The organism is Achromobacter sp. CF-sbj1-Ac2-l, from assembly GCF_052698165.1.
Map to the genome: position 1 here is coordinate 4,665,325 of NZ_CP199855.1, position 14,425 is coordinate 4,679,749.

Consider the following 14,425-nt stretch of genomic DNA (forward strand, 5'->3'; position numbering starts at 1 on the left):
CCCATGTCCGCTTTGCTCACCATCGAAGGCGTGTCGATGCGCTTCGGCGCCTACCAGGCGCTGGATCGCATCGACCTGGCGATCCAGCAGGGAGAGTTCGTGGCGCTGCTGGGCCCCAGCGGCTGCGGCAAGACCACGCTGCTCAAGTCGATCGCCGGTTTCCTGCAGCCGGAATCTGGCCGCATCCTGATCGACGGCCAGGACGTCAGCAGGTTGCCGGCGCATCGCCGCCCGCTCAATACCGTGTTCCAGAACTATGCGCTGTTCCCGCACATGACGGTGCTGGAGAACGTCGCCTATGGTCCGCGGCGCCAGGGCGCCTCGAAGGCGCAGGCGGCGGAACGCGCCCGGGATGCGCTGGACATGGTCGGCCTGGCCGACTTCGGCCCGCGCTATCCCCGCGAAATGTCGGGCGGCCAGCAGCAGCGCGTGGCGCTGGCGCGCGCCATCGTCAACCAGCCCAAGCTGCTGTTGCTGGACGAGCCGCTGTCGGCGCTGGACCTGAAGCTGCGCAAGCGCATGCAGCTCGAACTCAAGCATCTGCAGGCCCGCCTCGGCATCGCCTTCATCTTCGTCACCCACGACCAGGAAGAAGCGATGACCATGGCGGACCGCGTCGTGGTCATGCACGCCGGTCGCATCGAGCAGGTCGGCGCTGGCGCCGACATCTACCGCCAGCCGGCCACGCGCTTCGTCGCCGAGTTCATCGGCGATGCCAACTTCATCGCCTATACGGTGGCCGATGACGGCGCCTTGATGCTGGATGCCCAGGGTCTGCGCGTGCCGCTCGCCCAACGTCCGGCGACGGCGCGCGGCCTGGCCGTGCTGCGGCCCGAGGACCTGAAGCTGTGCGAGCGCGCCGACGCCATGCTGACCGGCACCGTGAGCGACGTGATCAATGTGGGCAGCCACAGCATGATCCACGTCGACATCGGCGGCCAGACGCTGGTGGCGCGCCACGGCGGCCTCGCGCCCGGCGGCCTGCATGCCGGCGGCAAGGTGACGCTGGCGTTTGCACCCGAACACCTGCACCTGATCGGCGGCCAGCCATGACGCGGCGCGCCTGGCTCTCCCCCGGCCTGCTGCTGGCGGCCCCGGTGCTGTTCTTCGCGGCCTTCTTCCTGGCGCCGCTGGCGGTGGTGGCGCTGGCCAGCGCCACCGGCGGGCCGGACGGCCTGACGCCGACGCTCGCGCAGTACACCAAGGTGCTGGCCGACCAGTACCACTGGGACGTGATCCTGGTGACATTCCGGCTGGCCCTGTTCACCACCCTCGCCTGCCTGGTGCTGGGCTATCCGCTGGCCTGGTACCTGGTGCGCGTGGTGCGCTGGCAGGCCTGGCGCCGCGCCTGCGTGATCCTGCTGGTGGTGCCGCTGTTCACCAGCAACATCGTGCGCGCCTTCGGCTGGATGGTGCTGCTGGGCCGCAACGGCCTGGTCAACCAGGGCTTGATGGCCACCGGCGCGGTGGACCGGCCGATGCGCTTCATCGGCACCGAACTCGGCATCCTGATCGGCATGGTCTACGTGCTGCTGCCGTTCGTGGTGCTGGCGGTGGGCAATGCGCTGGCGCGGGTCGATCCGGCCTGCGAGCAGGCCTCGGCCGACCTGGGCGCGAGCCCGGCGGCGACCTTCCTGCACGTGACCTGGCCGCTGACGCTGCCCGGCGTGGTGTCGGGCGCCATCATCGTCTTCACGCTGGCGGTCAGCGCCTATGTGACGCCGGCGCTGCTGTCGGGCGGCCGCGTCACGGTGCTGTCGATGCTGATCTTCCAGCAGTACAGCACGGTGTTCGATTTCCATTACGGCGGCGCGCTGAGCATGGTGCTGCTGGTCTTCACCCTGATCCTGGTGGCGCTGGCCAACCGCGCCGCCACCTTGCCGGGAGCCGCGCGATGATCGCCCGCCACCTGATCCGCCTGACCGCGCTGGCCGTGCTGGCCTACCTGGCGCTGCCGCTCGTGGTGATCCTGGGCGCGTCGTTCACCGCCACGCCGTATCTCGCGTTCCCGCCGCAAGGCTGGACGCTGGAGTGGTACCGCACCTTGCTGGTCGAGGCCGGCTATGTGGCCGCGTTCACCACCAGCACGGTGCTGGCGCTGGCCGCCACGGTGGCCGCGGTGCTGCTGACGGTGCCGGCGGCGCTGGCGCTGGCGCGCTACGCGTTTCCGGGCAAGGCCGCGCTGACCTCGGTACTGATGTCGCCGCTGGTGCTGCCGCACATCGTGCTGGGCGCGGCGCTGCTGCAATTCGGCGCGTACTTCGGCCTGACCCGCAGCTTCCTCTCGCTCCTGATCGGCCACGTCGTGATCATCGCGCCGTTCGTGCTGCGCTCCACCCTGACGCTGCTGACGCCGGAACAGCGCGCGCTGGAGGAAGCCTCGGCCGACCTGGGCGCCAACCCCTGGACCACGTTCTTCCTGGTGGTGCTGCCGCAGATCCGTCCGGGCATCGTGACCGGTTCGATCTTCGCCTTCATCTCGTCATGGATCAATGTGGAGCTGTCGATTTTCAACACCACGGCGGACCTGAACACCATCCCCGTGAAGCTTTTCAACTACGTGCAATACACGATTGATCCGACCATCGCAGCCGTATCGGGCGCCACGATCGTGGCTGCGGTCGTCGCCATCGTGATCCTGGATTTGACCGTCGGGCTGGACATGCTGTCCGAACGCGGCAAATAACTTTCCTCTTCCCCCTATCTACCGCCTGGAGTCACTGTCATGCGCAAGCAAGACGCGTTCGATGTCATCTATACCCATACGGAAGGCGAGCCCCTGTGTATCGTCCACAGCGGCATTCCGTACCCCGCCGGTTCCAGCATCCTGGAAAAGCGCGCGTTCCTGGAGCAGCACTACGACTGGCTGCGCAAGGCACTGATGCGCGAGCCGCGCGGCCACAAGGACATGTTCGGCGTGTTCCTGACGCCGCCGTCCAGCCCCGAGTACGACGCCGGCCTGATCTACATCGACGGCACCGAGTATTCGCACATGTGCGGCCACGGCACCATCGCGGTCAGCATGGCCATGGTGGCCAACGGCCTGGTGCCGCGCGGCAAGGACGGCATCACCCGAATCCGCTTCGAGACCACCGCCGGCCTGGTAGTGTCGGAAGTGGCCTCGGAAGGCGACAACGTGCTGTGGACGCGCTTCGAGAACGTGCCGGCGTATGTCGCGGCGCAGGACATCCCGGTGGAGCTGCCGGGCTACGGCAAGCTGTCGGCCGACATCGTCTGGGGCGGCAACTACTTCGGCATCGTCGATCTGTCGAACTGCGAACTGCGCATCTCGCCGGACAACGGCACCGAGCTGTCGCGCATGGGCCTGATCGTGCGCGACCAGCTCAACGCGCGCCAGCGCATCCAGCATCCGACCGAAGCGCACATCAACAACCTGAACTTCATCACGTTCTGGCACCAGCCGACGATCGAGGGCGCGTTCTACAAGAACGTGCACGTGTTCAGCGCCGGCCAGCTCGACCGCTCGCCCGGCGGCACCGGCACCAGCGCGATGATGGCGATGTTCGAAGCCCGCGGCAAGATGGGGCTGAACCAGCCGATCAAGTCCGAGGGCCTGCTGGGCAGCGGCACCTTCGAGGGCTGCCTGCTGGGCGAGGTCGACCTGAACGGCACCCGCGCGGTGCGGCCGACGGTGAAGGGCACGGCCAGCATCCTGGGCACAGCGCGCTGGGTGATCGACAAGAACGATCCGGTGGGCGCCGGGTTCCTGATCCGCTGAGGATACGGGGCGGCCGGCGTGGGCCGGCCGTTCACCCCGCCACCGTCGAAAGATAGGACAAGAAGAATGGCTCAACGGCCTTGTGGCGTCAGGCCTTCAGCGCAGCGGCAACCGGAACCACGGAGAGCCGCATGCCCACGGCATGCAGCACGGCCAGCAATGTCTTGAGCGTCGGATTTCCCTGAGGCGAAAGCGCGCGATAGAGGGCCTCGCGCGAGATGCCCGCCGCCGCCGCGACGGCGGCGACGCCGCCATAGGCTTCCGCCACGTCGCGCAGCGCCAGCAATCCGGCGGCGCGGTGATCCGGATGGTCCAGTTCTTCCAGCGCCGCCTTCAGGTATTCGACCGCGAAATCGTGGTCCGCGCGCAATTCAGCGATGGTCTGCGCAGAATGGGAAACCGATGCGTTGTCAGTGTGGCGATTGTTCATGCCTGCCTCTGCTTCCAGTCCGCCCAATAGCGCCTGGCCAATTCGATGTCATGCCGCTGCGCGGCTTTCGCGCCTCCTGCCAGCAACACGATCAAGCGGGCGCCATGCCTGCCGGCATAGACGCGATAACCCGGACCGATATCCACACGAAACTCGATAACCCCCTGGCCGACGGCCCGCCAATCGCCCAGGAGCCCGGAGCCGATCCGCTTCAGGCGCACTTCGATCCACGCCCGCAACTTGGCGTCACCGAGTTCGCGCAACCACACGCCGAATGGCGATATGCCTTGCACAGTCACGTAGCGCCGCAACTCAATTGTCGCAACGGCCATGATGTAGCTTATAAATTACAGAAAAATTCCCAGGCAGGCAACCGGCTTTGACCATGAACAGAAAATATCGGAATCAAATGACATGGCGCGATGATCCCGCCTTCGGCCCCGTCCACGCTATTGTGGCTGACCGCAACGGTGCGGCGCGCAAACTTGCGGCAATCCCGCCGCCGGGCTTAGGATGGAGTCACGGCCAGACCGTGCGCCGGCGCCAGGCGTCGGGCGCGGGCTCTAGCCGGCGCTTGAACCTTGCCAGCGATTCGGGAGCACATCGTGAAGAAAGTTGCTGAGATTCTGAGGGAAAAGGCCAACCCGCCCGTCGTGACCGTCTCGCCGGACTCGTCCGTGTACGACGCCATCAAGACCATGGCCGAGCGCAGTATCGGCGCCGTGGTGGTGGCGGACGGCGACGAGGTGCTGGGCATGCTCACCGAGCGCGACTACGCCCGCAAGATCGTGCTGCAGGATCGCTCGTCGCGCACCACCAAGGTCCGCGAGATCATGACCGATTCGGTCTTCTACGTGCGTCCGGAAGACACGCGCGAACACTGCATGGCGCTGATGACCGAGCGCCACTTCCGCCACCTCCCCGTCATCCAGGACAAGAAACTGGTCGGCCTGGTGTCCATCGGCGACCTGGTCAAGGACGTCATGAGCGAACAGAAGTTCATCATCACCGAACTCGAGCGCTACATCTCGGGCGAACACGGCTGAGCGCCCGCGGCAGCGGCGGAGGATCCCTCGCGGCTAACCCGCCGCGAGGAGCCGCGACGCCGGCACCACCAGGCCCAGCCCGGCCGCCAGCAGCAGCACGAACACCATCCGCTTGACAGTCTTCATCGACCCGGCGGTGGCATAGCGGCGCGCCACCCACGTCACCCCGATCACCACGGGCAGCGCCTGCAGGCTCAGCCAGAACGAGCTCGCCATGAAGGCGCCCTGGCCCGTCACGAGCGCCAGGCGCACCACGGCATTCAGCGAAAACAGCACCAACAGGCTGTTGCGGATGGAAGCCAGCGGCAGCGGCTGACGGTACAGGTGATAGACCATGGGGGGACCGGCGCTCGAAAACAAGCCGCCCAGCACGCCCGAAACCCCGCCGAAGAACAGGAAGGACGCGCGCGACGACAGGCGCGCCAGGGGCTGGGTACGCGCCACCAGCAACACGGCGCAGGCCATGATGGTGCCCCCCAGCAGCAATTGCAGCAACACCGCCATGGCGCCGCTGATCCAGGCGAGTGCGGTCACGCCGACGGCCACGCCGGCAAGGCTGCTGACCAGCGCCGGCGCCATCAACGGCCAGTTGACCTGCGGCTTGGCGCGGGCCAGCGTCACGGCGGCGTTCACCAGCGACAGGACGCTGACCACATTGGCCACCTCCGGCACGGACGCCAGTTGGAACACGCCCGACAGGCCCAGCAGCACCAGTCCGAAGGCGAAGCCGGTCATGGTCTGGGCGTAGGTTGCCAGCGCCACGCAGGCGAGAAACAACAGGTGTTGGAGAATGCTCATGCTGGGGGAGAGCCTGACCTGCCTCGGCTCGGCCCCGCCGCGAAGTCTCGCGGGCCTGGAGCGGAACGACTGGGGGAAACGGCGTATCAAGAGAGGCGTTCGACGGCGGCGATCATAGCACCGGGCTCGGGAGGGGTCGGGGCTTTCGTCTACATTTTGTAATAATCAGATGCGCTCATGCACCCCGGCGCCCGCGCCCGGCCGCTATCCTTGCCGCCCAGTATGCCCGCCGCGCCCGGCCAGGCAGCGCCATCCCGGCGCCCCACCCGAAAGCGGCACCGTCCCCTCGCATGACGCCCAAACAGACCACGATCAACACGGTGACGCTGACCTGCTCGACCTGCGGCAGCGCGCAGTTCACCAAGCTGGACACCAACGAGTACCAGTGCGGCCATTGCCACGCCGTCACGCTGGTCGAGGACAACGTCGCCCAGCGCCTGGAGAAGATTCTGCGCGGCATGCAGCAGCCGGCTCCCGCCGCCAAGCTGCAGCCGGGCGCGGTCGTCGCAATCGTCCTGGTGGTGCTTGCCGCCATCCTGGTGCCGATCACCGCCTCGCTGTTCACGAGTGGCTCCTCGACGCGCTCGCCTTCGCGCCCCGCGCCTCCTCCCATCGACGCGGCATTGGTCAAGCTGACCGACGTGCAGGAAGTGCGTTCGCGCGGCCGCAGCCAACTGGTGATGCTGATGCGCAACGAGACCGGCAAGAAGATCGATGCGCCGCGGGTCACCGCCACCTTCTACCAGGGCGAACTGACACTGTCGTCCAGCTCGGGCTCGCCGATGGCTCGCACGCTGCTGCCGGGCGAATACACGCCGGTGACGATTTCGCTGCCCGACACCGCCTACAGCCGCTACGTCCTGAAGCCGGCCACGCCGTCGCTGGCGCACAGCGCCGCCCGCGACGTGGCCGCGGACAAGGTGCAACTGGTGCGCAACGACGGCGCCTACCGGCTGGTCGGCCTGCTGCGCAACAAGGGCGCGGTCGCTGCCAGCAGCACGCAGGTCACGGTGATGCTGTACGGCGAGGATGGCAAGCTGATCGGCACGGGCAACGGTTACGGCTCGGCCAGTCCGCTCGCCCCCGGCGCTCTGACCTCGTTCGACGTGCGCTGCGACATGCTGGCCGAAGGCAAGGTCGGATCCTACGATTACATGGTGCAAAGTGAAGGCTGACCGTTCTCCCGCGCGGCCCATGTCGCGGCCCGCCCGGGCCGGCCTGGTGCTGATCATCCTCGCCGCCGGCGGTTATGCCCTGGCCAAATACAACGGCCTGCTGCCCTGGGACGCGCCCAAATCCGCCCAGGCCGCGCCGGCGCCTGCCGCCTCGGAGCCGGTTCCCGCAGGCCCCGCCAGCCGCATCGTGCGTGTCAGCCCCGCCAACCCGCGCATCATCGACGACGTGCGATTGACCACGGCCGAACTGCTCGATCCTGATTTCGCCCTCTTTGATCCGGCGGCGCTGACCTTGTCGCCGCCGCGCCGCCTGCTCGACGAGATCGAACGCCCGCTGCTGCTGGCCGAGGTGGTCAACCGCAGCGACAAGTACGTAGCGTTGTCGCCGGGTATGGAGATCTCGGTGTTCGACGGATCGCGCCCCCTGCGTCTGCGCCAGGAATGGTCGCTGCCGGCCATGCTCTATCCCGGCGAGCGCATTCCGGTACTGTTGAACGGCGAGAATTTCGAGCGCTATTCCGAGGTCAAGACCCACTGGAAGCCGGCCAAGCGCGCGGCCCTGCCCGGCTCGCGCCCGGCGTTGGACATCAGCGTCGAGAACACCGAGGCCGGCATCGGCACCGGCACCCTGAACTTCACCTACCGCTACCGCTACAAGTACGTCACGGTGCATGGCCGGGTGCGCAACAACGACAGCGCCGAAATCGACAACGTCAAGGTGTGGGTCAGCCTCTACGACGCCCAGGACAAGCTGACCGGCGCGCGCTATTCGGAGCTGCGCCTGCCCAAGCTCAAGCCGGGTGAAAGCGCCCCGTTCCAGTTGGACGTCAAGCAGTACGGCGCCAACTTCGCCCGGGTGGGCGTGGTGTACGACGCCAAGGCCAACTGATCGCGCGCCCGGCGGTCCGCCGCCAGAGCCTTCTCATTTATCAGCGCAGGCTTGCTTCACCCAAGCGCGAGCGCGGATGCGGGGCTGGCAGCCCCGCCCGCGACTGCCCTGCCGCAGTCTCGCACCGGCGTACCGAGACCTGAATCGACCCCGTTTTTACCCCTGATGGACCGCCCCGCTCCACATCGCCCCTCGCCCGGCGTGGCCCGCAGGCAACGGCTATCAACCCAAGTCTTATATAAGATATAAGACATTTGCTTGCGCCCCCCTCTTCCCTCTACAATTCCGGCGACAACCCTTCTTCCAACCCGACTTTGAGCAGGCCTCACATGCTGGATACTTACCGCCAACACGTTGCCGAACGCGCGGCCCTGGGGATTCCCCCGCTGCCCCTGACGGCAAAACAAACCGCTGAACTGATCGAACTGCTGAAGAACCCGCCCGCGGGCGAAGAGCAGAACCTGGTCGATCTGCTGACCCACCGTGTTCCGGCCGGCGTGGACGATGCCGCCAAGGTCAAGGCCTCGTATCTGGCCGCCGTGGCCCTGGGCACCGAAGCTTGTGCCCTGATCAGCCGCGCCAAGGCGACCGAACTGCTCGGCACCATGCTGGGCGGCTACAACATTGGCCCGCTGGTCCAACTGCTCGACGACAAGGAAATCGGCACGATCGCCGCCGACGCCCTGAAAAAGACCCTGCTGATGTTCGACGCCTTCCACGACGTGAAGGAAAAGGCCGACAAGGGCAACGCCAACGCCAAGGCCGTGATGCAGAGCTGGGCCGACGCCGAATGGTTCACCAGCCGCCCCGAACTGCCCGAAAGCCTGACCATCACGGTCTTCAAGGTGCCCGGCGAAACCAACACCGACGACCTGTCGCCGGCCCCGGACGCCACCACCCGCCCCGACATCCCGATGCACGCCCTGGCGATGCTCAAGAACAAGCGCGACGGCGCCGCCTTCCAACCGGAAGAAGACGGCAAGCGCGGTCCCGTGAAGTTCATCGAGTCGCTCAAGGAAAAGGGTCACTTGGTCGCCTACGTCGGCGACGTGGTCGGCACCGGCTCCTCGCGCAAGTCGGCCACCAACTCGGTGCTGTGGTTCACCGGCGAAGACATCCCCTTCGTCCCGAACAAGCGTTTCGGCGGCGTGTGCCTGGGCAACAAGATTGCCCCGATCTTCTACAACACCATGGAAGACGCCGGCGCCCTGCCGATCGAACTCGACGTTTCCAAGATGGAAATGGGCGACGTGGTCGAACTGCGCCCCTATGAAGGCAAGGCCATCAAGAATGGCGAAGTCATCGCCGAATTCGAAGTGAAGTCCGACGTGCTGTTCGACGAAGTGCGCGCCGGCGGCCGCATTCCGCTGATCATCGGCCGCGGCCTGACCGCCAAGGCGCGCGAAGCGCTGGGCCTGGCGCCGTCGACGCTGTTCCGCCTGCCCAAGGACCCGGCCGACACCGGCAAGGGCTTCTCGCTGGCCCAGAAGATGGTCGGCCGCGCCTGCGGCCTGCCGGAAGGCCGCGGCATCCGCCCGGGCACCTACTGCGAACCGAAGATGACCTCGGTCGGCAGCCAGGACACCACCGGCCCCATGACCCGCGACGAACTCAAGGACCTGGCCTGCCTGGGCTTCTCGGCCGACCTGGTGATGCAGTCGTTCTGCCACACCGCGGCCTACCCCAAGCCCGTGGACGTCAAGACGCACCACACGCTGCCCGAGTTCATCAGCACCCGCGGCGGCGTCTCGCTGCGTCCGGGCGACGGCGTGATCCACTCGTGGCTGAACCGCATGCTGCTGCCCGACACCGTCGGCACCGGCGGCGACTCGCACACCCGCTTCCCCATCGGCATCTCGTTCCCGGCCGGCTCGGGCCTGGTCGCCTTCGCCGCCGCCACTGGCGTGATGCCGCTGGACATGCCGGAATCGGTGCTGGTCCGCTTCAAGGGCAAGCTGCAGCCCGGCGTCACCCTGCGTGACCTGGTCAACGCGATCCCGCTGTACGCCATCAAGCAGGGCCTGCTGACGGTCGCCAAGCAAGGCAAGAAGAACATCTTCTCCGGCCGCATCCTCGAAATCGAAGGCCTGCCCGACCTGAAGGTCGAACAAGCCTTCGAACTGTCGGACGCCTCGGCCGAACGTTCGGCCGCCGGCTGCTCGGTGCGCCTGAACAAGGAACCGATCATCGAGTACATCAACAGCAACATCGTGATGCTCAAGTGGATGATCGCCAACGGCTACGAAGACGAGCGCACGCTGGGCCGCCGCATCAAGGCAATGGAAGCCTGGCTGGCCAATCCTCAACTGCTGGAGCCGGACGCCGACGCCGAGTACGCCGCCGTCATTGAAATCGACCTGGCCGACGTGCACGAGCCCATCGTGGCCTGCCCGAACGACCCGGACGACGTCAAGACGCTGTCGGAAGTCGCCGGCGCCAAGATCGACGAAGTGTTCATCGGTAGCTGCATGACCAACATCGGCCACTTCCGCGCGGCGTCCAAGCTGCTCGAAGGCAAGCGCGACATCCCGGTCAAGCTGTGGGTGGCCCCGCCCACCAAGATGGATGCCACGCAACTGACCGAGGAAGGCCACTACGGCGTGTTCGGCACCGCCGGCGCCCGCACCGAAATGCCGGGCTGCTCGCTGTGCATGGGCAACCAGGCCCAGGTCCGCGAAGGCGCGACGGTGATGTCCACCAGCACCCGCAACTTCCCGAACCGCCTGGGCAAGAACACCAACGTGTACCTGGGTTCGGCCGAACTGGCCGCGATCTGCTCGAAACTCGGCCGCATCCCGACCAAGGACGAGTACATGGCCGACATGGGCGTCATCAACAAGAGCGGCGACCAGATCTACCAGTACCTGAACTTCGACAAGATCGCCGACTACAAGGACGTGGCGGACGTGATCGAGGTGTAAACCTCGCCATGCAGGCTCGCCTGCGACACGGCCCCGGAGCGATCCGGGGCCGTTTTCACTTGTGGCGCCATGGCGGCAAGCCGACAGCGCGCCCGGGCGTGACCGGCGCGACGCCGGGGAAAAATCGGGGGCGGAACTTTTCCATCGATACGTTTTCATACAATCACTGCAAATCGTGACATGCAAAACGTAACCGCCGCCCGCCGGCACCAGGAGAAGACCGCCCATGACACGGCTCTTGCTGCCGCTGCCGCTGCTGGCCGCGCTTGCCGGCTGCGCCACCGCCCCGCCCTCGAACCCGGAAAACATCTGCGCCATCTTCCGCGAAAAGCCGGACTGGCACGATGCCGCGCTCAAGGTGCAGAAAAAATGGGGCGCCCCGGTGCCAGTGCCGATGGCGATGATGTACCAGGAGTCCAGCTTCAAGCAGGACGCGGTGCCGCCGCGCTATTACTTCCTGGGCATCATCCCGTGGGGCCGCGTCAGCTCCGCCTACGGCTACGCGCAGGCCAAGGACGAGACCTGGGCCGACTACAAGAAGGACGCCGGCGGCTGGGGCTCCAGCCGCGACAACTTCGCCGACGCACTGGATTTCATGGGCTGGTACATGAACAAGACCCAGCGCCTGAACGGCATCTCCAAGTCCGACGCCTACGGCCAGTACCTGAACTACCACGAGGGCTGGACCGGCTACCGCAACCGCAGCTATGACCGCAAGGCGTGGCTCAAGACGGTGTCAAAGAAGGTGCAGGCGCGCGCCGACAAATTCGCCAGCCAGTACAAGAGCTGCGAAAAGGACCTGACCCGCGGCGGCTGGTTCTTCTGAACCGGTGTCCCGGAAGCGGCCCCGGCGGGATCGACGCGCGGCCCGCCCCTGTCTCAGCCCTGCGCGCCCAGCCGGTAGACGACCGTGTCGAGCCGGCTCACGCCGCGCTCCGCGAATTTGGGCTCCTTGGACAGGATATCGCGCCGGTCGATGATGACCGCCGGCGAGACGCCGCTGAACAACGTCCGCATCTCGGCATCCACCACCGCGAACGGCGGTCCGTCCATCTCTTCCTGCGGATAGTCCAGCGTGATCAGCAGACCACGATAGCGGGGCGACAGTTGCCCGTAGACGTGGCGCACGTACTCGCCGCGCATCTGCGCCGGCAGGGCGACCAGGGCCGCGCGGTCATACGCGCCGACGCAGTGCGACAGCAGCGGCGAGTCCAGCTTGAAGATGTCGCCGCAGATGATCTCGATGTTGCCGGCCACGTAGTGCCTGCCATAAACGCTTTCCTGGAGCACCGGCTTGAGCTCGTTCTCGACGAAGAACTGCTCGACCGCCAGTTGCGACAGTTCCACGCCCAGCACCTGGAAGCCTTGCGCCGCCAGCCAGACCATGTCGAGGGATTTGCCGCACAGCGGCACCAGCACCTTGCCGCCCGCGGGCACCGAGAGTGTCGGCCAGTATTTCTGCAGCAGCGGCGTCACTCGTGTTTGATGAAAATGCGTGCGCCCGTCGCGCCAGCGTTCCAACCAGAATTCCGCGTCCATGTTTGTTCTTGTCCTCCGGAAAATAGCAAATCGCGTGATTCGCGGGGAAGCCGCGCGCCGGTGCGCGGCCTGCTGATCACGCCTTCCGATACTACTCGTGCGCTGCCGGACCAACGTTGCGAACAAGCGCCCGAAAGGCATGCATACCGGCGTCGGGCTGCGTCAACGCCACCGCCTGACTCGGCTGGGTCCATTGTAGTGATGCGGCCGCCATGGGCCCCGGGCGGCGCGGCATACCCGAGGCGTCGACGACTGCCTCTCAGGGTTTATCCCAGCGCGCAGGCTGCATCCAACCGCCGCCCCGTCCCGTATCTGCTAGCGACGGCCAACCAAAAAGGAGATCGTCATGAAATTGCTAGCTTCGATTGCCATCGCCAGCTCCGCCTTGACCCTGGCGCCCACCTATGCGGCCGACGTGATGGTCGGGGGCCAACCGATGATGCCCGCCAAGACCATCGTCGCAAACGCGGTCAACTCCGCCGACCACACCACCCTGGTGGCCGCGGTCAAGGCCGCCGGCCTGGTGGACACGCTGCAGGGCAATGGCCCGTTCACGGTGTTCGCCCCCACCAATGCCGCCTTCGCCAAGCTGCCGGCGGGCACGGTCGACACCCTGGTCAAGCCCGAGAACAAGGCCACCCTGACCAAGATCCTGACGTACCACGTCGTGCCGGGCAAGCTGGACTTCGATGCGCTGGCGGCCAAGGCCAGGAAAGGCGGGGTCACCGAGCTGGCCACCGCCAGCGGCGGCAAATTGTGGGTGATGATGAATGGCAAGCACAACCTCATCGTCAAGGACGAGAAAGGCGGCGTCGCCAACATCAGCACCTACGACGTCTACCAGTCCAATGGCGTGATCCACGTGATCGACAGCGTGCTGATGCCCAAGTAGTTCCAGCCGCTGCGCGTGCCGCCCGTGCACCTGGAGGCCTGGAACGGCCCGGCGCCGGCGAGCTCTTTCCATCTAAGGGCCGCCGGCGCGGTTTCGGGATATCGTAGGGGCTCCAGCCCCTGCGTCCCCCCTCATGACCGCAACGCTATCCCGCCTTGTTCGAGTGATGTTCGGCTTGCGCGCCCCCACTGCCGGCGCCGCGCCCGGTCAGCGCCAACACGCAGGGCTCTCCGGCACCCTGTCCCGCGGCCTGCTTGCCGTTCTGCTGCTGACGGGCCCCGCCGCAAGCGCGCAAGCGCAGGCGCCGCTGGAGTTCGACAACGCCTACAAGGCCGAGTTGGCCACTGAAAGCGCGGCCCTGCGCGCCCGCATCCAGCAATGGCCGGCCCCGCTGCGGGAGATGAACCAGCAGATATCCGCCGCGCTGCGCGCCAACGATCCGGCGCAGGCGCAGCTCATCGCCGAGGCCCTGTCGCAACGCGATCCCGGCAATGCCGACGTCAAGAACTTCCTGGGCAAGCTGCAATCCGTCAACGGCCAGCCGGCGGCGGCCGCCAAGCTGTTCGACGAAGCGATCGCGCTGAATCCGGACAATCCCTGGTTCTATGTGAACAAGGCCGGCATCCAGGCCGAACAGCGGGACCTGCCCAATGCGCTGGCCACGGCGCGCGCCCTGACCCAGCGCTATCCGCAATGGAGCATCGGCTGGAACCTGGAAGCCGCCCTGCTGGACGGCCTGGAGCGCCCCCAGGAGGCCCTCAAGGCCTATGAACGGGCGGCGGCGGCAACGCCGCCCAGCGCCCAGATCCTGACCAACCACGGCATGCTGCTGCGTCGGCTCGGGCGCCAGGCCGAGGCCCGCGCCAGCTACGAGGCGGCACTGCGACTGCAGCCGGGCTACTCCCGAGCGCAGGCCGAACTGGCATCGTTACCGCGATAGCGGCGTTCTTTCCTATGCTTGTCGCCCGGCTCTGCCCCGACAAGGAAATCCACCAG

The 14,425-nt window shown here is 66.6% G+C and carries 15 protein-coding genes; 11 read left to right on the plus strand and 4 right to left on the minus strand.

The annotated features are described in order from the left end of the window. Positions 1 to 3 precede the first annotated feature (3 nt). From ACUDCK_RS21315 to ACUDCK_RS21330, 4 genes are read left to right on the plus strand one after another with little or no spacing between them, the layout of a single operon-like run. Complete coding sequence (locus ACUDCK_RS21315) at positions 4 to 1,053, plus strand: ABC transporter ATP-binding protein (protein WP_175167561.1); 1,050 nt, start codon at positions 4 to 6, stop codon at positions 1,051 to 1,053. After that, positions 1,050 to 1,898 (plus strand): ABC transporter permease, encoded by an 849-nt coding sequence (locus ACUDCK_RS21320; protein WP_049075315.1) that lies wholly within the window; start codon positions 1,050 to 1,052, stop codon positions 1,896 to 1,898. Before ACUDCK_RS21315 ends, ACUDCK_RS21320 begins: the two co-directional genes overlap by 4 nt. Then, complete coding sequence (locus tag ACUDCK_RS21325) at positions 1,895 to 2,686, plus strand: ABC transporter permease (RefSeq protein WP_054418647.1); 792 nt, start codon at positions 1,895 to 1,897, stop codon at positions 2,684 to 2,686. Before ACUDCK_RS21320 ends, ACUDCK_RS21325 begins: the two co-directional genes overlap by 4 nt. A 39-nt stretch (positions 2,687 to 2,725) precedes the next feature. Further along, on the plus strand, positions 2,726 to 3,739 hold the full coding sequence (locus tag ACUDCK_RS21330; RefSeq protein WP_175167560.1) for a proline racemase family protein: 1,014 nt from the start codon (positions 2,726 to 2,728) through the stop codon (positions 3,737 to 3,739). 88 nt (positions 3,740 to 3,827) lie between these two features. On the opposite strand, the gene ACUDCK_RS21335 is transcribed toward ACUDCK_RS21330, so the two are convergent. After that, positions 3,828 to 4,169 (minus strand): addiction module antidote protein, encoded by a 342-nt coding sequence (locus tag ACUDCK_RS21335; RefSeq protein ID WP_116792817.1) that lies wholly within the window; start codon positions 4,167 to 4,169, stop codon positions 3,828 to 3,830. Further along, the gene (locus ACUDCK_RS21340) at positions 4,166 to 4,501 is read right to left on the minus strand and encodes a type II toxin-antitoxin system RelE/ParE family toxin (protein WP_175167559.1); all 336 of its coding nucleotides are present in this window, start codon (positions 4,499 to 4,501) and stop codon (positions 4,166 to 4,168) included. Before ACUDCK_RS21340 ends, ACUDCK_RS21335 begins: the two co-directional genes overlap by 4 nt. A 273-nt stretch (positions 4,502 to 4,774) precedes the next feature. Between ACUDCK_RS21340 and ACUDCK_RS21345 the strand changes: the two genes are divergently transcribed. Beyond that, complete coding sequence (locus ACUDCK_RS21345) at positions 4,775 to 5,215, plus strand: CBS domain-containing protein (RefSeq protein WP_054418651.1); 441 nt, start codon at positions 4,775 to 4,777, stop codon at positions 5,213 to 5,215. A gap of 33 nt (positions 5,216 to 5,248) precedes the next feature. On the opposite strand, the gene ACUDCK_RS21350 is transcribed toward ACUDCK_RS21345, so the two are convergent. Then, the gene (locus tag ACUDCK_RS21350; RefSeq protein ID WP_175167558.1) at positions 5,249 to 6,013 is read right to left on the minus strand and encodes a TSUP family transporter; all 765 of its coding nucleotides are present in this window, start codon (positions 6,011 to 6,013) and stop codon (positions 5,249 to 5,251) included. Positions 6,014 to 6,303: 290 nt separating this feature from the next. Between ACUDCK_RS21350 and ACUDCK_RS21355 the strand changes: the two genes are divergently transcribed. From ACUDCK_RS21355 to ACUDCK_RS21370, 4 genes are all read left to right on the plus strand, one after another. Beyond that, positions 6,304 to 7,188 carry an FxLYD domain-containing protein gene (locus ACUDCK_RS21355; protein WP_175167557.1) on the plus strand — a complete coding sequence of 295 codons (885 nt, stop codon included), beginning with the start codon at positions 6,304 to 6,306 and terminating at the stop codon, positions 7,186 to 7,188. 19 nt (positions 7,189 to 7,207) lie between these two features. Beyond that, positions 7,208 to 8,077 carry an FxLYD domain-containing protein gene (locus ACUDCK_RS21360; protein WP_240806427.1) on the plus strand — a complete coding sequence of 290 codons (870 nt, stop codon included), beginning with the start codon at positions 7,208 to 7,210 and terminating at the stop codon, positions 8,075 to 8,077. 329 nt (positions 8,078 to 8,406) lie between these two features. Continuing rightward, a complete protein-coding gene (gene acnB, locus ACUDCK_RS21365) occupies positions 8,407 to 10,998 on the plus strand; it encodes a bifunctional aconitate hydratase 2/2-methylisocitrate dehydratase (RefSeq protein ID WP_026383801.1) in 2,592 nt (863 codons plus the stop codon). A 226-nt stretch (positions 10,999 to 11,224) separates the two neighbouring features. Next, on the plus strand, positions 11,225 to 11,824 hold the full coding sequence (locus ACUDCK_RS21370) for a transglycosylase SLT domain-containing protein (protein WP_054501150.1): 600 nt from the start codon (positions 11,225 to 11,227) through the stop codon (positions 11,822 to 11,824). 53 nt (positions 11,825 to 11,877) lie between these two features. On the opposite strand, the gene ACUDCK_RS21375 is transcribed toward ACUDCK_RS21370, so the two are convergent. Next, complete coding sequence (locus ACUDCK_RS21375; protein WP_175167556.1) at positions 11,878 to 12,537, minus strand: thiopurine S-methyltransferase; 660 nt, start codon at positions 12,535 to 12,537, stop codon at positions 11,878 to 11,880. A 346-nt stretch (positions 12,538 to 12,883) separates the two neighbouring features. On the opposite strand from ACUDCK_RS21375, the gene ACUDCK_RS21380 reads away from it, so the two are divergent. Both ACUDCK_RS21380 and ACUDCK_RS21385 read left to right on the plus strand, forming a co-directional pair. Further along, the gene (locus ACUDCK_RS21380; RefSeq protein ID WP_175167555.1) at positions 12,884 to 13,429 is read left to right on the plus strand and encodes a fasciclin domain-containing protein; all 546 of its coding nucleotides are present in this window, start codon (positions 12,884 to 12,886) and stop codon (positions 13,427 to 13,429) included. Positions 13,430 to 13,604: 175 nt separating this feature from the next. Further along, positions 13,605 to 14,369, plus strand: coding sequence for a tetratricopeptide repeat protein (locus tag ACUDCK_RS21385; protein ID WP_254607559.1), 765 nt, complete (start codon positions 13,605 to 13,607; stop codon positions 14,367 to 14,369). Positions 14,370 to 14,425: the final 56 nt, after the last annotated feature.